General features: G+C 75.1%; 15 protein-coding genes. 14 read left to right on the plus strand and 1 reads right to left on the minus strand.

Annotation, left to right across the window (positions count from 1 at the left end; all coding sequences use genetic code 11):
* The 12 genes from ABD352_RS55645 to ABD352_RS55700 form a co-directional block, all read left to right on the plus strand.
* A partial coding sequence (locus ABD352_RS55645) for a hypothetical protein (RefSeq protein ID WP_344620807.1) occupies nucleotides 1–443 on the plus strand: 443 nt, incomplete at its 5' end.
* A 246-nt stretch (nucleotides 444–689) separates the two neighbouring features.
* Entirely contained in the window at nucleotides 690–2,216 is a 1,527-nt protein-coding gene (locus tag ABD352_RS55650) for an ABC transporter substrate-binding protein (RefSeq protein ID WP_344620808.1), read from the plus strand.
* Nucleotides 2,213–3,226 carry an ABC transporter permease gene (locus ABD352_RS55655; protein WP_344620809.1) on the plus strand — a complete coding sequence of 338 codons (1,014 nt, stop codon included), beginning with the start codon at nucleotides 2,213–2,215 and terminating at the stop codon, nucleotides 3,224–3,226. The genes ABD352_RS55650 and ABD352_RS55655 overlap by 4 nt, the downstream gene beginning before the upstream one ends.
* On the plus strand, nucleotides 3,226–4,011 hold the full coding sequence (locus ABD352_RS55660; RefSeq protein WP_344620810.1) for an ABC transporter permease: 786 nt from the start codon (nucleotides 3,226–3,228) through the stop codon (nucleotides 4,009–4,011). Before ABD352_RS55655 ends, ABD352_RS55660 begins: the two co-directional genes overlap by 1 nt.
* Nucleotides 3,998–4,957, plus strand: coding sequence for an ABC transporter ATP-binding protein (locus ABD352_RS55665; protein ID WP_344620811.1), 960 nt, complete (start codon nucleotides 3,998–4,000; stop codon nucleotides 4,955–4,957). The genes ABD352_RS55660 and ABD352_RS55665 overlap by 14 nt, the downstream gene beginning before the upstream one ends.
* Nucleotides 4,957–5,916: an ABC transporter ATP-binding protein gene (locus ABD352_RS55670; RefSeq protein WP_344620812.1), complete on the plus strand. Its 960-nt coding sequence runs from the start codon at nucleotides 4,957–4,959 to the stop codon at nucleotides 5,914–5,916. Before ABD352_RS55665 ends, ABD352_RS55670 begins: the two co-directional genes overlap by 1 nt.
* Complete coding sequence (locus tag ABD352_RS55675; protein ID WP_344620813.1) at nucleotides 5,913–7,058, plus strand: acyl-CoA dehydrogenase family protein; 1,146 nt, start codon at nucleotides 5,913–5,915, stop codon at nucleotides 7,056–7,058. Before ABD352_RS55670 ends, ABD352_RS55675 begins: the two co-directional genes overlap by 4 nt.
* A complete protein-coding gene (locus tag ABD352_RS55680; protein WP_344620814.1) occupies nucleotides 7,055–8,200 on the plus strand; it encodes an LLM class flavin-dependent oxidoreductase in 1,146 nt (381 codons plus the stop codon). Before ABD352_RS55675 ends, ABD352_RS55680 begins: the two co-directional genes overlap by 4 nt.
* Complete coding sequence (locus ABD352_RS55685; protein WP_344620815.1) at nucleotides 8,197–8,907, plus strand: alpha/beta hydrolase; 711 nt, start codon at nucleotides 8,197–8,199, stop codon at nucleotides 8,905–8,907. The genes ABD352_RS55680 and ABD352_RS55685 overlap by 4 nt, the downstream gene beginning before the upstream one ends.
* 19 nt (nucleotides 8,908–8,926) lie before the next feature.
* Complete coding sequence (locus tag ABD352_RS55690) at nucleotides 8,927–9,409, plus strand: flavin reductase family protein (RefSeq protein ID WP_344620816.1); 483 nt, start codon at nucleotides 8,927–8,929, stop codon at nucleotides 9,407–9,409.
* A 231-nt stretch (nucleotides 9,410–9,640) separates the two neighbouring features.
* Nucleotides 9,641–10,081 carry a TIGR03618 family F420-dependent PPOX class oxidoreductase gene (locus ABD352_RS55695; protein WP_344620817.1) on the plus strand — a complete coding sequence of 147 codons (441 nt, stop codon included), beginning with the start codon at nucleotides 9,641–9,643 and terminating at the stop codon, nucleotides 10,079–10,081.
* 325 nt (nucleotides 10,082–10,406) lie between these two features.
* Nucleotides 10,407–12,371, plus strand: coding sequence for a glycoside hydrolase family 99 protein (locus ABD352_RS55700; RefSeq protein ID WP_344620818.1), 1,965 nt, complete (start codon nucleotides 10,407–10,409; stop codon nucleotides 12,369–12,371).
* Nucleotides 12,372–12,601: 230 nt separating this feature from the next.
* Here ABD352_RS55700 and ABD352_RS55705 read toward each other — a convergent pair whose 3' ends face one another.
* Complete coding sequence (locus ABD352_RS55705) at nucleotides 12,602–13,585, minus strand: RNA polymerase subunit sigma-70 (RefSeq protein WP_344620819.1); 984 nt, start codon at nucleotides 13,583–13,585, stop codon at nucleotides 12,602–12,604.
* Between the two features lie 59 nt (nucleotides 13,586–13,644).
* Here ABD352_RS55705 and ABD352_RS55710 point away from each other — a divergent pair, with 59 nt between their 5' ends.
* Together ABD352_RS55710 and ABD352_RS55715 are read left to right on the plus strand one after the other, a co-directional pair.
* Nucleotides 13,645–15,093, plus strand: a complete 1,449-nt coding sequence (locus ABD352_RS55710; protein WP_344620820.1) for a DHA2 family efflux MFS transporter permease subunit — start codon at nucleotides 13,645–13,647, stop codon at nucleotides 15,091–15,093.
* 47 nt (nucleotides 15,094–15,140) lie between these two features.
* Nucleotides 15,141–16,307 carry an RNA polymerase sigma factor gene (locus ABD352_RS55715; RefSeq protein ID WP_344620922.1) on the plus strand — a complete coding sequence of 389 codons (1,167 nt, stop codon included), beginning with the start codon at nucleotides 15,141–15,143 and terminating at the stop codon, nucleotides 16,305–16,307.
* The last annotated feature ends 45 nt before the right edge of the window (nucleotides 16,308–16,352 follow it).

A 16,352-nucleotide genomic window follows, 5' to 3' on the forward strand; every position in this document is an offset into this window, starting at 1 on the left:
GGCTGGCGGCCGACGCCGGCGCGCCGCGCACCCGGCGGGCCGCCCGGGCCGACTTCCGCGAGTGCCGGCGGCCCGCGGCCGAGGTGGTCGGGCTGTGCGCGGACGGGCCGCACCCGGGCGCGGCCAAGGAGGCGGAGGGCGGGCTGCGCTACGCCTTCCCGACGCTCGTCTTCGAGGGGCCCTCCGGCCGGGCGGTCGTGCCCGGGTGGCGCCCGCTGCAGGTGTACCTCGACGCCGCCGATCGGGTCGCACCGGGCTGCGTGCGGGGGAGTGGGCCGTTCGGCGACCTGGCGGCCTTCCGCAGCCTCACCGGGCCCGAACTGAGCCTCCTGGCGGGCGTCGACGCCCCGCCGCCCGGCGCGGCCGAGGTGCCCACTCCCGGCGGATCCGTCTTCCTGGACCGCGACGAGGCCGCCACCCATCCTGCCACATCGAGGGCTTAATTCCTATCTAACCCATCGGGTTCGTCTCGATAAATAGGACACATCCCGATGGCTATTGACGAGAGTTCGGCCGCCTCCGCATGATTGGCCCATGACCTCGACCCACCCCGGCGTGGCGCGTCGCTACGTCGACTTCCGGCGCACGGCCAGCGCTCTCTGTCGATAGGTCCTTTCCGGCTTCCCTTGGCGCCCTCGCGCGGGCGCGGATCCCGCACGCCCTCAGGCTATCGAAAGGCATCGACAAGCATGAATAATATTGGAGCACTGAGCCGCCGGTCGTTCCTCGCCCTCGGCGCCGCCACCCTGCTGGCCGCGTGCGGCGACGGGACGGCCGGCCCGGGGGCCGCGGGCGGGACGGGCGGCACCCTCAAGTGGGGCTGGGCGCTCACCACCAGCTGGGACCCGGTCACCTCCTCGGCCGGCTGGGACGTGCACGTGCTGTCGCTGGTCTACGCCGGGCTGACCAAGCTCGACCAGCAGGGCAACGCGGTGCCGGCGCTGGCGAATGGGTGGAAGTACAACGCCGACGGCACCGAGGTCACCTTCACCCTGCGGCCCGGCCTGACGTTCAGCGACGGCTCGCCGCTGGACGCCGCGGCGGTCAAGAAGAGCCTGGAGCGCGGCCGCGACCTGCCCAAGTCGCTCGTCGCCGCGCAGCTGGCCAACGTCAAGGACATCGCGGCGCCGGACGGCGGTACCGTCGTCATCCGGCTCGCCGCCGCGGACTTCCAGATCCCCAACCTGCTGGCCGGCAAGACCGGCATGATCGTGAACCCGGCGGCCCACGCGGACCCCGGCGCGCTCGCCCTCAAGCCCGCCGGCGCCGGGCCGTTCACGCTCACGTCGTACACCCAGAACGCCAAGGCCGTGCTGGTCAAGAACCCGTCGTACTGGGACGCGGCGAGCATCAAGCTGCAGAACTTCGAGGCCTACCCGCTGCCCGAGGCGGCCACCGTCGTCGCCGCGCTGCAGTCCGGGCAGTACGACGTCGCCCAGATCCCCGGCAGCCAGGTCGAGGCGGCCAAGGCGGCCGGCCTGCAGGTCCAGGTCATCCCCTCGCTCGTCGTCGCCGTGCTCGACGTGAACATCACCAAGAAGCCGTTCGACGACCCCAAGGTGGCCGAGGCGCTGCGCTACGCGGTGGACCGCGCCGCGCTGCTCAAGACCGCCGCCTTCGGCCACGGCGAGGTCGCCTACCAGCCCTTCCCGAAGGGCTACGCCGGCTACGACCCGGTCCTGGACGGCATCTACGCCTACAACCCCGACAAGGCCAAGGCGCTGCTGGCCGAGTCCAGCTACCGGGGCGCGCCCGTCGACGTCGTCATCACCACGTCGGCCGCCGCCGGGGTCCCCGAGCAGCTGCAGTCCCAGCTGCAGGCGGCCGGCTTCAGGCCCACCATCGAGGTCATCCCGGCCGCGCAGGCGACCCAGCTGGTGTACGTCCAGCACTCCAAGGCCCTCTTCGTCGACCAGTTCGCCGGCCGCGACTCCGCCGTGCAGGCCTTCCAGGTGCTCTTCGGCAAGGAGGGCCTGATGAACCCGGGCCGGGTGCAGCCCCCGGAGCTCGCCGAGGCCCTCGCGAAGGTCAGCCGGACGCCGCTGGACGACCCGAGCTACCCCACGGTCCTGCAGGCGGCGACGGCGGTCGCGGTGCGCAGCATGCCCAACGTCTTCCTCTACACCGTGCCGCGCATCCTGGCCCGCCGCCCGAACGTGTCCGCCATCCCGGAGTTCACCGTCGTGCAGCGCTTCGAAGGGGTGACCGTGTCATGACCACGCTGCTGGAACGCCCGCAGGCCCCGGCAAGGGCCCGGCCGGCGCCACCCGGACGGCCGCGGCGGCGCCGCCTCGGCTGGATCGGCGCGGTGGCCACGCCCGTCGTCGTGTTCCTGTTCTCGTCCCTGCTGACGTTCTCGCTCGGCGCGCTGTCGCCGAGCAACCCGGCCGCGGCGGTCCTCGGCGAGACGGCCACGCCGGCCGACATCGCCCGCATGAACCACGAGTTCGGCCTCGACCGGCCGTTCCTGGTGCAGTACGCCGACTGGCTCGGCGGCGCCCTCACCGGCGACCTCGGCCGCTCGTACTTCACCACGATCCCGGTCGCCGACAGCATCTTCGCCGCGCTGCCGGTCGACCTGGCCCTCGCCGGCCTGGCCATCCTGCTCGCCGTGCTGCTCGGCGGGGCCGCCGGCATCGCCGCCGCGCTGCGCAGGGGCTCCCGGCTGGACCGGGCCGTCACCGTGGTCGCCTCGGCGCTGGGCACGCTGCCGCCGTTCGCGATCGGCATCGGCCTCGTGGTCGTCTTCTCGGTGCTGCTGAAGGTCCTGCCGGCCGGCGGCTACGTCGGGCCGCAGCACGGGCTGCTGCCCTGGCTGCGCTTCGCCATCCTGCCCGCGCTCGCGCTGAGCCTCGACATCGCCGCCTCCATCGCCCGGCAGCTGCGCACCTCGCTCGTCGCCCAGCTCGGCGAGAACTACATCACCGGCGCCGTCGTGCGCGGCCTCGGCGCCCGCCGGGTGCTCTTCGGCCACGCGCTGCGCAACGCCGTCGGGCCGGCCCTCACGGTGCTCGGCGTCGGCGTGCCGACCGTGCTCGGCGGGGCCGTGGTCACCGAGAAGATCTTCAACCTGCCGGGCCTGGCCCAGCTGGCCCTGCAGGCCTCGGCGCAGCACGACGTGCCGCTCATCCAGGGCACCCTGCTCGTCGCCGTCACCGTCGTGCTGGTCTGCAACACCCTGGTCAACCTGGCCCTGGCCCGGGTCACCCCGCAGGGGCGGCGCTGATGCGGCGCCTCGCCCTGGCCGGGCTGCTGCTCGTCGCCGTGCTCGCCGTCGCCGGCGGGCTCCTCGCCCCGCACGACCCGCTGCTGCAGGACCCCGACCTGGCCCTGCACGCGCCGACCTGGGCCCACCCGTTCGGCACCGACTACCTCGGCCGGGACGTGCTGAGCCGGCTCGTCGCCGGCACCGGCACCACCGTCGTGGCCGCGATCGAGAGCGTCGGCGTCGGGCTACTGCTCGGCGTCGCGCCCGGCCTGGCCTCGCTGTGGCTCGGCCGGGGCGTCGAGTGGGTGCTGCTGCGGGCCGTGGACGCGCTCATGACCCTGCCGTTCATCGTCTTCGCGGTCGCCGTCACCGGCATCCTCGGCAACGGGCTCACCCAGGCGATGCTGGCCATCGGGGTGCTCTTCGCGCCGCTGTTCTTCCGGGTCACCCGGGCCGCCGGGCTGGCGCTCACGCGGGCGCAGTACGTGGAGGCGGCCGAGCTCTTCGGCGCCTCCCGGGCGCGGATCCTGCGCACCCACGTGTGGGGCAAGGTCCTGCCGACCGTCGCCGTCACCGCCGCCCAGGCCGCCGGCGGCGCGCTGCTGGCCGTGTCGTCGCTGACGTTCCTCGGCATCGGCGTCCAGCCGCCCGCGCCCACCTGGGGCGGCGTCCTCGCCAGCGACCTGGGCTTCCTGGCCCAGCAGCCGTGGGCGCCGGTCATCCCGGCCGCGCTCATCGCGCTCACCGTCGCCGCCCTCAACACCCTCGCCGACGACAGGGGGACCCTCCGTGCTGCGCGTTGACGACCTGCGGGTCACCGTCGGCGGCGACCTCGAGGCGGTCCGCGAGGTCTCCCTCACCCTCGCCCCCGGCGAGGCGCTCGGCCTGGTCGGCGAGTCCGGCTCCGGCAAGACGCTCACCTGCCGGGCCGTGCTCGGCGTGCTCCCGCCCGGCGTCGCCGTGGCCGGCGGCCGGGTCACGCTGGGCGACGTCGAGCTGACCGCCCTGGACCGCAAGGGCTGGGACCGGGTGCGCGGCGGGCGCATCGCCGCGGTCTTCCAGGACCCGGCGTCGTACCTCAACCCGTCCATCACCGTCGGCCGCCAGCTCGCCGAGCAGCTGCGCCTCAAGCGGGGCCTGCCGCGCAGGGCGACCCGGGCCGCGGCCGTGGAGCTGCTCGCCGCGATGGGCATCAGGCGCCCGGAGGCGGTGCACGACCAGTACCCCCACGAGCTGTCCGGCGGCATGCTGCAGCGCGCCCTCATCGCCATCGCGGTGGCCGGGGAGCCGGAGCTGCTCGTCGCCGACGAGGCCACTACCGCGCTCGACCCGGCCGTGCAGGCCGAGGTGCTGGAGCTGCTGGGCGACCTGCGCGCCCGCCGGGGCCTGGCCCTGCTGCTGGTCAGCCACGACCTCGCGGTCGTCGCCGAGGTGTGCGACCGGGTGGCCGTCTTCTACGCGGGCGAGATCGTCGAGCAGGGCCCGACGGCCGACGTCATCGCGAACCCGCGCCACCCCTACACCGCCGCGCTGCTGCGGGTCGCCTCGCTCGGCGACTGGCGCCGCCGCGAGCTCGAGGTGATTCCCGGGCGGCCGCCGTCGGTCGGGGCTCCGGGGCCGGGCTGCGCCTTCGCCGAGCGGTGCGAGCACGCCGCCGAGCGCTGCGCCGCGCCGGTTCCGCTGTCCACAGTGGACGATCGTGCCGTGCGCTGCCACCGGGCCGGCGAGCTCGCCCTGGCGGGTGTGTGATGGCCGCGTTGCTCGACATCCGCGACCTCACCGTGCAGTACGACGGCCACCGCGTCCTCGACCGGGTCAGCCTGGCCGTGCGGGCCGGGGAGATCCTCGGCGTCATCGGCGAGACCGGCTCGGGCAAGACCACCCTGGCCCGCGCCGTGGCCGGGCTCGCACCCGTGCGCTCCGGGCGGATCGACTTCGCCGGCACCGAGCTCACCGCGCTGCGCGGCCGGGCGCTTCGGGCCTGGCGGCGCACGGGCGCGCTGCAGTACGTCTTCCAGGACCCGCTGCGCGCCCTCGACCCGCAGCACACCGTCGCCACGGCGGTGGGGGAGGGCCTCGCCGTGGCCGGCGCGCTCGCCGCGCCCGAGATCGCCGCCCGGGTCGAGGGCGCCCTCGCCCGGGTCGGCCTCGACCCCGACCTGGCGGGCCGGCGGCCCGGCGAGATCTCCGGCGGCCAGCGCCAGCGCGTGCTGCTGGCCCGCGCCCTCGCCGTCGGCCCGCGGCTGCTGCTGTGCGACGAGCCCGTCTCGGCGCTGGACGCGTCCAACCGCAACCACGTGCTGCGCCTGCTCGCCGGCCTGCGCGACACCGGCGTCACCGTCGTGGTCATCTCCCACGACCTGAGCTCCCTCGCGGGCATCGCCGACCGGGTCGCCGTGCTCTACGGCGGCCGGCTCGTCGAGCACGGCCCGATCGGCGACGTGCTCACCGCGCCCCGCCACCCGTACACCGCGCTGCTGGCCGCCTCCTCGCCCAGCGTCCGCCGCTCGCGACCGATCCCGGCCGCCAGCCTGCGCGGGCGCGGCGACCGCTCCGCGGTGCCCGGCGGCTGCTCGTACGCGGGTCGCTGCCCGTTCGCCACGGGCGCCTGCGACGCCGCCCCCGAACTGTCCACCGTGGACGGCGACCGGGCCGTCGCGTGCCACCGTGCGGCCGAGTGGCCGGCTTTGGTACAGGTGGAGTCATGACCACCGCAGACCTCTCCGCCATCACCGCCGAGCTGGCCGGCCGCGCCGCCGAGCACGACCGGGACGCCTCCTTCCCGCACGAGGGCATCGCGCTGCTGCACCAGCACGGCCTGCTCACCGCCACCGTCGCCGCGCGCTACGGCGGGGCGGGGGCGGGGCTCGGCCGTACCGTCGAGATCCTCACCGCGCTGGGCGCCGGGGACCCGGCCGTCGCGCTCGTCGCGGCGATGACCCTGTTCACCCACGCCGGGCAGGCGCTCGCCCCGACCTGGCCCGCGCCCCGCTACCGGCAGCTGCTGGCCGAGTCGGCGGCCGCCCCCACGCTCGTCAACGCGTTGCGGGTCGAGCCCGAGCTCGGCACCCCCGCCCGCGGCGGCCTGCCCGCCACCGTGGCCCGGCGGGTCGTGGGCGGCTGGTCGCTGAGCGGCCACAAGATCTTCTCCACCGGCGCGGAGGCGCTCGCCTGGATGCTCGTGTGGGCCCGCACCGACGAGGACGAGCCGCGCACCGGCTTCTTCCTGGTCCGCGGCGGCAGCCCCGGCGTGCGCATCGAGCGCACCTGGGACCACCTCGGCCTGCGGGCCAGCCGCAGCGACGACGTGGTCCTGACCGACGTCCACGTCCCGATCGACGCCACCCTCGAGCTGTCCGCGCCCGTTTCCGACGCCCGCGGCGCCGACCTGTTCGCCTGGAACTGCCTCGGGCTCACCGCGCTGTACCTCGGCGTCGCCCACGCCGCCCGCGACTTCCTCGTGCGGTTCCTGCTCGAGCGGGTGCCCACCTCGCTCGGCCGGCCGCTCGCCACGCTGCCCCGCTTCCAGGCCGCGGTCGGCGAGATCGAGGCGCGGCTGTCCGCGGCCGAGGTGCTCCTCAAGGCCCTGGCCGCCGGGGTCGACGCCGGCGACCCGGAGTCGGCCCGCCGCGCCCCGATCGGCAAGCTGCTCGGCGCCCGGGCCGCCATCGAGAGCGTCCAGGAGGCCGTGGCGCTCATCGGCAACAACGCGCTGAACCGGCGCAACCCCCTCGAACGGCACCTGCGCGACGTGCTCTGCGCCCGCATCCACACGCCGCAGGACGACACCATCCTGACCGCGACCGGCAAGGCCGCGCTCTCTCGTTCCGGAAAGGAATCGACTCCATGACCGTCGAGTTCATCGGCATGATCGGCACCCAGCACGCCTCGGAGATCCACGCGCCGGCGGGGCCGGTGGTCGACCCGGCGTACACCCGGCGCTTCGCCCGCGCCCACGAGGACGCCGGCTTCGACCGGATCCTCATCGGCTACGGCTCCGGCTGGCCCGAGGGCGGCCAGGTCGCCGCGCACGTCGCCGCCCACACGGAACGGCTCGGCCTGCTCATCGCGCACCGCCCCGGCTTCGTCGCCCCGACCCTGGCCGCCCGCACCTTCGCCACCCTCGACCAGTTCAGCGGCGGCCGGGTCGCCGTGCACACCATCACCGGCGGCAACGACCACGAGCAGCAGCGCGACGGCGACTACCTGGGCAAGGACGAGCGCTACGCCCGCACCGACGAGTACCTCGAGATCCTGCGCCGGGCGTGGTCCTCGCCCGAGCCCTTCGACTACGACGGCCGGTACTACAAGTTCGGCGACTTCGCCGCGCACATCCAGCCCGCGCACCGCATCCCGCTGTACTTCGGCGGCTCCTCCGAGGCCGCCTACCGGGTCGGCGGCAAGCACGCCGACACGTTCGCCCTGTGGGGCGAGCCGCTCGCCGAGACCGCCGAGCAGATCGCCTCCGTGCGCGCCGCCGCGGCCGCCGCCGGGCGCACCGGCGCACCGGGCATCAGCGTCTCCTTCCGCCCGATCCTCGGCCCGACCGAGGAACTCGCCTGGGAGCGGGCGCACGCCATCCTCGACACCATCACCAGCGGCCGCAGCGCCTGGCCGCGCAGCGCCTGGGGCACCGGCGGCGCACCGCAGAACGTCGGCTCCCAGCGCCTGCTCGCCGCCGCGGCCAAGGGCGACCTGCACGACCGTGCACTGTGGACGGCCACCGCGAAGGCGACCGGCGCCGGCGGCAACTCCACGGCCCTCGTCGGCACCCCGGAGACCGTCGCCAAGGCCCTCCTCGACTACGTCGACATCGGCGTGACCACCCTGCTGATCCGCGGCTACGACCCCCTCGACGACGCCATCGACTACGGCCGTCACCTGCTGCCGTTGGTACGCCAGGAGCTCGCCCACCGCGCTCGGTCCTCGGCGCCCTCGGCGGACGCGGCCGCGACCGCCGGCGCGGAGCCGGTCGCGGCGGGTGCCCGGTGACCGCGACCGTCGGCGCGCCGGTGGTGGCCGGCGCCCGGTGGGACCCGCCGGCCGCCATCGCCGTGCGTGGCACCGTCGTGCTGCTGCCGGGGCGGGGCGAGCACGCCGGGGTGTACGACCGCTTCGGCCGCCGCCTCGCCGCGGACGGCTACGCGGTCCGCTCGGCCACCCCGGAGACGGCCGCGGCCGTGGCCGCCACGGCGACGGCCCCGCTCGTGCTGGCCGGCTCCGACACCGGCGCCCTGCACGCCCTGGCCCTGGCCACCCCGCTGGGCGCCGCCGGCGTGATCGCGGCCGGCGTCCCGTGGGACCCGCCGCGGGCCCCGAGCCTGCTGAGCTGGGACGCCGAGCTGGAGGCCCGCAGCGCCTGCCCGACCCACCGCGCCCGCCTGGAGGCCGACGGCGGCTTCCAGCGCGGCACCCTCGCGGCGGCGGTGCCGCCGGATCTGGCCGCGTCGGTCGACCCGGCCGCGGTCGCGGTGCCGGTCCTGCTCGTCCACGGCGAGGCCGACCCGATCGCCCCGCCGTCCGGCGCCCGTGCATTGGCCGCGCGCCTGCCGAGGGCCGAGCTCGCCACCGTGCGCGACGGCCGCCACGACGCCCTCAACGACATCACCCACCGCACCGTCGCCGCGCACGTCGTGCAGTGGCTGGAGCGCCTGCGCAGCGATCCGGACGCCCTGCGCCCCATCCTGACCGTTTCGTGATCCAAGGGGGTCGACGCCCATGCCCACCCGTACCCCGATCGAGCCCGACCTGTTCCGCGCCCTCCTGCGCCGCCACGCGGCCGGCGTCGTCGTGATCACCGCCCCGGGCGCCCGCCCCGCGGGCTTTACGGCCACGTCGTTCACCTCGGTGTCGCTGGACCCGCCGCTGGTGTCGTTCTGCCTGGACCGCCGCTCGTCGAGCTGGCCGGCCCTGGAGTCCGCCACCCACGTCGGCGTCCACGTGCTGACCGAGCAGCAGGAGGAGCTGGCCCGCCGCTTCGCCACGAGCGGCATCGACCGTTTCGCCGCCCCGCTGCGATGGCAGCCGGGTCCCTACGGCGTCCCGGTGCTCGGGGGCGCCCTGGCCGTCCTGGTGTGCCGGGTGGCCGAGCGGGTGCACGCCGGCGACCACGCGATCGTCCTCGGGGAGCCGGTGCACGGGGAGCACTCGGAGGGCGCCCCCTTGCTGTACCACAACGGCCGCTACCTGAAGGCCGCCTGACGCGTGGCCGGTGCGGGACATGTCCGCCGCCTCGCGACGGACGCCGACGCGCAGGGTCGCGCGCTGTGGGCGACGACGATCTCGACCTCCTCCACGCCGGCCATTATCGCGGGATGCCCACCGGCGTCGCCACGCATGAGTTTTCGGAAGTCTCTGCCGTCAGGGGGTGATACAGGGGCCCATCCCGCCGCACGCCGGCCGCGCGGGCGATTCCGCCCATAAGCTCGGACCATGGTTTCCACCGAGGACGGGCTGCGCCGGATCGCCGAGCTGGCCGCCCGGGAGCGCTGGCTCGCGGTCGTCGTCACCGTGCGGGCCGACGGCGAGCCGTCCACGTCCGTGGTCAACGCCGGCATCGTGCCCCATCCGGCCGACGGCACGCCGGTGCTGGGGCTGGTCTCCATGGCCGGCGCCGCGCGGCTGGCCAACCTCCGCCGCCGGCCGCGGGCCACGCTGGTCTTCCGGGCCGGCTGGGAGTGGGTCGCGGTGTCCGGGGCGGCCGAGCTGATCGGGCCGGGCGACGCCGAGCCGGAGGCGCTGCGCCTGCTCCTGCGCGAGATCTACGCCGCGGCCGGCGGCGAGCACCCGGACCTGGCGGAGTACGACCGGGTCATGGCGGAGCAGCAGCGCGTCGCGGTGCTCGTGCGCCCCGAGCGGTTCTCGGGCGTCTGACCGGGACGGCGGCTCCACGGCGCCGAGCATGGACAAACGTCCAATACGACGGAAGATCGTCGGAAAGTTGCGACGATCACATCGAAGTATTGCGCTGGGAGCGCGGAGGCTGGCAGGATTCCACGCCAGAAGCCGACATTCGGTCAGCACCGCCAACCGCGCGTCCCGACGCGTGGGCTGCTCAGTGCCGGTGTCGCGGGCTCCGCCAGCCCGCAGCCCCCGCCATGCCCCGAGACCCGACTCCGCACCGCGCCACCCCCACCCGGACGTCCTCGCCCGGGCGCGCGTGCAGACGTCGCCCCGGGGCGACACCCGAGGAGTCCACATGGGAGTTTCCCGCCGCTCCGTCATCGCCACGTCGCTCGCGGGCGCCGCCGCGGCCGGCCTGCCGCTGGCCGCCGAGAGCACCGCGTTCGCCGCCAGCCCGCCCGGCGACGTGGTCGGCAAGGTCACCGTCGGCTACCAGGGCTGGTTCGCCGCCATCGGCGACGGCGCCCCGATCAACGGCTGGTGGCACTACAGCCCGAACTGGTCGCAGGCCCCGGCCCCGGGCGCCTGCTCGATCACCTGCTGGCCGGACATGCGGGACTTCACGAAGGGGTACCGCACCAACTTCGCCAACCTCGGCAACGGCCAGCCGGCCAACCTGTTCTCCTCCTACGACCAGCAGACGGTCGACACCCACTTCCGCTGGATGCAGCAGAACGGCTGCGACACCGCGGCCCTGCAGCGCTTCAACCCCAACGGCGGCGAGGGCGCGACCCGCGACGCGATGGCCCAGAAGGTGCGCCAGTCGGCCGAGACGTACGGCCGGAAGTTCTACATCATGTACGACGTCACGTGGTGGCTGAACATGCAGGGCGAGATCAAGACGGACTGGACGAATAAGATGTCCGCCCACACCGCCTCGCCCGCCTACGCCCGCCAGAACGGCAAGCCCGTCGTGTGCATCTGGGGCTTCGGCTTCAACGACGACGGCCGCCCGTTCGCCCCGGCCGCCTGCCTCGACGTCATCAACTGGTTCAAGGCCCAGGGCTGCTATGTCATCGGCGGCGTGCCCACCCACTGGCGCCTAGGCACCGACGACTCGCGGGCCGGCTTCATCGACGTGTACCACGCCTTCAACATGGTCTCGCCCTGGATGGTCGGCCGGATCAGCGACAACACCGGTGCCGACTGGTTCTACACCAACCGCGTCGTGCCCGACCTCGCCGACCTCAACGCCCGCGGCATCGACTACCAGCCCTGCGTCATCCCGGGCGACCTCGCCGCCGGCCACCGCCGCCACGGCGAGCTCATGTGGCGCCAGTTCTACAACCACACCCGGGCCGGCGTGCAGAGCGCCTACATCTCGATGTTCGACGAGTTCAACGAGGGCAACCAGATCGCCAAGACCGCCGAGAGCGCCGCCTGGCAGCCCACCAACTCGGGCATGCGGGCCCTCGACGAGGACGGCACCCCCTGCTCGTCGGACTACTACCTGCGCCTCACCAACGACGGCGGCCGGATGCTCAAGGGCCAGATCGCCCTCACCGAGACCCGGTTCACGGTCCCGTTCCCGACCGGGCCCGACCAGACGCCCCCCTCGGTCCCCGGCAACCTGCGCGTCACCGGCACCACGGACACCACGGTCGCGCTCGCCTGGAACGCCTCCACCGACAACGTCGGCGTCGCGGGCTACCGCGTGTCCCGTGTCTCAGGAGCCACGAGCACCGTGATCGGTACCACCACGACGCTGGCCTTCACCGCCACCGGCCTGACGGCCTCGACCGCCTACACGTTCACGGTCGCCGCCTTCGACGCGGCCGGCAACGCCTCCGGTGCCTCCAACGCCGTCACCGCCACCACGGCGGCGCCGCCCAACAACACGACCAACCTCGCCGCCGGGCGCCCGACCGCGGAGAGCAGCCACACCCAGGTGTACGGCAGCGGCAACGCGGTCGACGGGAACACCGGCACGTACTGGGAGAGCGCCAACAACGCCTGGCCGCAGTGGCTGCAGGTCGACCTCGGCTCGGCGATGGCCACCAAGCGGATCGTGCTGACCCTGCCGCCGCAGTCGTCCTGGGCCACCCGCACGCAGACGCTGTCGGTGAGCGGCAGCACGGACGGCGGCTCGTTCTCCACGATCGTGGGCTCGGCCGGCTACACGTTCAACCCGGCCACCGGCAACACCGCCACGATCACCTTCCCGTCGACGGTGACCACGCGGTACCTCCGGCTGACCTTCACCGCCAACACCGGCTGGCCGGCAGGGCAGGTCTCGGAGTTCCAGGTCTACAACGGCTGACGGCTCGCAGGCGTCCGCGCCCGGTCGCCGCCGAAGGCCGGGCGCGGATGGGGCGCAGTGCCCGGGCCTGACGCCGACGGGTCCGGGAACGACACCACCCCGAAATGGGGCGGGCGGCGGCCAGGCGTCCGGCCGCCGCCCGCTCCGACATGCCGGGTGCTGGTGCCTTCCGGCCTCACTCCCGCTCGGCCCGGGCTCCCACCGCGCGCCCGGGCGCACCGGGATCGCGGCTACAGGCGGCGGGGCAGGCCGAAGTACGGCAGCACCGCGTTGTCGATGAACCGGGTGAACGCGCTCACCCGGTCGCCGGCCATCGTCAGCACGAGCATGCCGTGCGCGTGGCCGACCGGGTCGCCGTCGTCGCTGACGTAGCAGCCGTAGGCCGGCTGCAGGTTGGCCGACGTCGGGACCAGCCGGTAGCGGCGGCGGCCCTCGCGCAGCCCGATGCGGCGCATGAAGTCGGCGATGGCGGCGTGGCCCTGGTACTCCAGCGGCGCCGGCGGCATCGTCAGCCACGCGTCGTCGGTGAGCAGGGTGATCATCGCGTCGACGTCGCCGGCCTCGATGGCGGCGGCGAACGTCGCGGCGGCCTGGCGCTGGCGCGGGGTCGGCGGCTCGGCCGGTGCGAGGTCGAACCGGGTCGCGCGGGCCCGCTTGAGCAGCGCGTTGGCCGCGTCCTCGGTGGTGTCGAGCAGCTGCGCCGCCTCGGCCGCGCGGTAGCCGAGCACGTCGCGCAGCAGCAGCACGGCCCGCTGCCGCGCCGGCAGGGTCTGCACCGCGGTGACGAAGGCCAGCGACACCGCCTCGCGCCGCTCGTAGCGGGCCTCCGGGCCGGGGTTCTCGTCGGGCAGGCCGGCCAGCAGCGTGTCGGGGATCGGCTGGAGCCAGACCGGCTCGGTGGTGCGGCTCGGCTCGGGCGGGACCACGCCGGGCGGGAACACCGGCACCGTGCGCGGGCGGCGCTCGCCGTCGCGCAGCCAGTTCAGGCAGCGGTTGGTCGCGATCTTGTACAGCCAGGTGCGCAGCGACGCCCGCTCGCCGAAGCCGCCGAGGCCGCGCCAGGCGGCGGTCAGGGTCTCCTGCAGGACGTCCTCGGCGTCCTGGACCGAGCCCAGCATGCGGTAGCAGTGGACGTACAACTCGCGCCGGAACGGCTCGACGAGCTCGCCGAACGCGGCGTCGTCGCCCGCCCGGGCCCGGGACAGCAGTGTCATCACGACCATGGTGACACCACGGCGACCAGTTTCCGGTCGCGCCCGTGTCGAACCGGGGCATGACCGCAACCACAACCACGACGAGCACCCAGCGGTGGGTGCTCGGGCTCGCCTCCGTGGCGTCGTTCATGGTGATCCTGGACATGCTCGTGGTGGCCACCGCGCTGAGCACCATCCAGCGCGACCTCGGCGCCTCCCTCTCGGACCTCGAGTGGACCGTCAACGCCTACACGCTCAGCTTCGCGTGCCTCATCCTCACCGGCGCCGCGCTCGGCGACCGGCTCGGCCGCCGGGCCGTGTTCGCGGCGGGGCTGGCGCTGTTCAGCCTCGCCTCGGCCGGCTGCGCCCTCGCCCCGTCGGTCGGCTGGCTCATCGCCGCCCGCACCGTGCAGGGCGCGGGCGCGGCGCTCGTCATGCCACTCGCCCTGGCCCTGCTCAACGCCGCCTTCCCGCCCCAGCGCCGCGGCTGGGCGCTCGGCGTGTACGGCGCCGTCACCGGCCTGGCCGCGACGGTCGGACCGGTCGCCGGCGGCGCGGCGACCGAGGGCCTGGCCTGGCAGTGGATCTTCTGGATCAACGTGCCGATCGGGCTGCTGGCCATCCCGCCGCTGCTGGCCCGCACCCCGGAGAGCCGGGGCGCACGCGCGCCGCTCGACCTGCCGGCGCTGCTGCTGTCGGCGGTCGCCGCGCTCGGCGTCGTGTGGGCGCTCGTCCGCGGCAACGCCGAGGGCTGGACGGCCCCGGCGACGCTGGCCCCGCTCGCCGCCGGGCTGCTCGCCGCGGCCGGGTTCGTGCTGCGGGAGGGCCGGGCCGCGGCGCCGATGGTGCCGCTGCGGCTGTTCCGCTCCCGCCCGTTCGCCGGGGGCAACCTCGTGGTGTTCTTCGCCAACGCGGGCCTGACCGGCGCCGTGTTCTTCACGGCGCAGTGCTTCCAGGTGTTGTACGGCCACGGCGCCTTCGTCGCCGGCCTGTGGCTGCTGCCCCTCGGCGTCGCCCCCGCGCTCGTCGCCCCGCGCGCGGGCGCCCTCGCCGACCGCTTCGGGGAACGCGCCCTGATCGTGGCCGGCACCCTGCTGCTGGCCGCCGGGTTCGCCTGGACCGGCCTGGCCGCCCGGGCCGGCGGCCCCTACCTGGCGCTGGTCGTGCCGCTGACCCTGGCCGGCACGGGGATCATCAGCATCTCGGTCGCCACCCGGGCCGTGGTGAGCCGGGTGGCGCCGGCCGAGATGGCCAAGGCCGGCGGCATCTTCAGCACCCTGCGCCAGCTCGGCGGGGCGTTCGGCGTGGCGGTCCTCGGCGCGGTGTTCGCCGGCGCGGGCGAAACGTTCGGCACCGGCTTCCGCGCCGCCATGCTCGTCGCCGCCGCCCTCGCCCTGGCCGGGACCGTGGCCGGGCTGGCCGTCAGCGCGCCGCCCCGCCCGGCCGCCGCCGACGCCCCGGCGGTGCCGGTGCCCGCCGGATCCGCCGGGCCTGTCCGTCCGGGCGGGTCCCGTTCGTCATCGCGGTGAGTACGTTCGTCATCTCGGTGAGTCTGTTCGCCCGACGGGAGGGCCCGATGCCGCTCGACGCGGTGTTCCGCAGCCAGTGGGGCCGGGTCCTGGCGACCCTGGTCGGCGCGCTCGGCGACGTCGAGCTGGCCGAGGAGGCGGCCGCCGAGGCGTTCGCGATCGCGGCCGAGCGCTGGCCGCGCGACGGGGAGCCGCCCAACCCGACCGGCTGGCTCATCCTCACCGCCCGCAACCGCGCCGTCGACCTCCTGCGCCGGCGGCGGGTGCTCGCCGAGAAGACGAGGCTGATCGCCCGCGACCTCGAGGAGGCCGGGCCGGCGCGACCGGAGGCGTTCATGGACGAGCGGCTGGAACTGATCTTCATGTGCTGCCACCCCGCGCTCGGCCTCGACGCGCAGGTGGCCCTGACCCTGCGGGCGCTGGGCGGGCTGTCCACCGAGGAGATCGCGCTGGCGTTCCTGGTCCCGTTCGAGACCATGAGCAAGCGGCTGAGCCGGGCCAAGCGCAAGATCCGCGACGCCGCCATCCCGTTCGCGGTGCCGCCCGACCACCAGCTGCCCGACCGGCTCGCCGCCGTGCTGGCCGTGGTCTACCTCATCTTCAACGAGGGCTGGGGCGGCGGCCGGGTGGACCTGGCCGCCGAGGCGATCTCGCTGGGCCGGGCCCTCGCCGAGCTGATGCCCGACGAGAGCGAGGCCCTCGGCCTGCTGGCCCTCATGCTGCTGCACGACGCCCGCCGCGCCGCCCGCCTGCGCGACGGCGTCGTCGTCCCGCTCGACGAGCAGGACCGCACGCGGTGGGACGCCCGGCAGATCGAGGAGGGCCGGGCGCTGCTGCGCCGGGCCGTGGGCCGCCGCCAGACCGGGCCGTACCTGGTGCAGGCGGCCATCGCCGACCTGTACCTGCAGCAGCCGCGAGACTGGCGGCAGATCGCCGCGCTGTACGCGACCCTGGCCCGGCTCACCCGCTCGCCGATCGTGGAGCTGAACCGGGCCGTGGCCGTGGCCGAACTCGACGGCCCGGAGGCGGCCCTGGCCCTGCTCGACGACCTCGACCTCGACCACTACCGCTACTTCCACTCGACCCGGGCCGACCTGCTGCGCCGGGCCGACCGGCCGGGGGAGGCCCGGGACGCCTACCGGCGCGCGCTGGACCTCGCCCGGACCGACCCGGAGCGCCGCTTCCTGCAGTCCCGCCTCGCCGAGCTGGGCTAGGCCGTGTCCTGCCGCTCATGCCGGCCTGCGACGGGCCCAGATTCC

Source organism: Dactylosporangium salmoneum, assembly GCF_039532525.1.
GTDB lineage: Bacteria > Actinomycetota > Actinomycetes > Mycobacteriales > Micromonosporaceae > Dactylosporangium > Dactylosporangium salmoneum.

What these genes read in the sequence shown, in the direction of transcription:
- ABD352_RS55690 (WP_344620816.1), top strand. Translation starts at nt 8,927, where the DNA reads ATGCCCACCCGTACCCCGATCGAGCCCGACCTGTTCCGCGCCCTCCTG.
- ABD352_RS55675 (WP_344620813.1), top strand. Translation starts at nt 5,913, where the DNA reads ATGACCACCGCAGACCTCTCCGCCATCACCGCCGAGCTGGCCGGCCGC.
- ABD352_RS55715 (WP_344620922.1), top strand. Translation starts at nt 15,141, where the DNA reads ATGCCGCTCGACGCGGTGTTCCGCAGCCAGTGGGGCCGGGTCCTGGCG.
- ABD352_RS55700 (WP_344620818.1), top strand. Translation starts at nt 10,407, where the DNA reads ATGGGAGTTTCCCGCCGCTCCGTCATCGCCACGTCGCTCGCGGGCGCC.
- ABD352_RS55650 (WP_344620808.1), top strand. Translation starts at nt 690, where the DNA reads ATGAATAATATTGGAGCACTGAGCCGCCGGTCGTTCCTCGCCCTCGGC.
- ABD352_RS55710 (WP_344620820.1), top strand. Translation starts at nt 13,645, where the DNA reads ATGACCGCAACCACAACCACGACGAGCACCCAGCGGTGGGTGCTCGGG.
- ABD352_RS55680 (WP_344620814.1), top strand. Translation starts at nt 7,055, where the DNA reads ATGACCGTCGAGTTCATCGGCATGATCGGCACCCAGCACGCCTCGGAG.
- ABD352_RS55705 (WP_344620819.1), bottom strand. Translation starts at nt 13,585, where the DNA reads ATGACACTGCTGTCCCGGGCCCGGGCGGGCGACGACGCCGCGTTCGGC.
- ABD352_RS55655 (WP_344620809.1), top strand. Translation starts at nt 2,213, where the DNA reads ATGACCACGCTGCTGGAACGCCCGCAGGCCCCGGCAAGGGCCCGGCCG.
- ABD352_RS55695 (WP_344620817.1), top strand. Translation starts at nt 9,641, where the DNA reads ATGGTTTCCACCGAGGACGGGCTGCGCCGGATCGCCGAGCTGGCCGCC.
- ABD352_RS55670 (WP_344620812.1), top strand. Translation starts at nt 4,957, where the DNA reads ATGGCCGCGTTGCTCGACATCCGCGACCTCACCGTGCAGTACGACGGC.
- ABD352_RS55660 (WP_344620810.1), top strand. Translation starts at nt 3,226, where the DNA reads ATGCGGCGCCTCGCCCTGGCCGGGCTGCTGCTCGTCGCCGTGCTCGCC.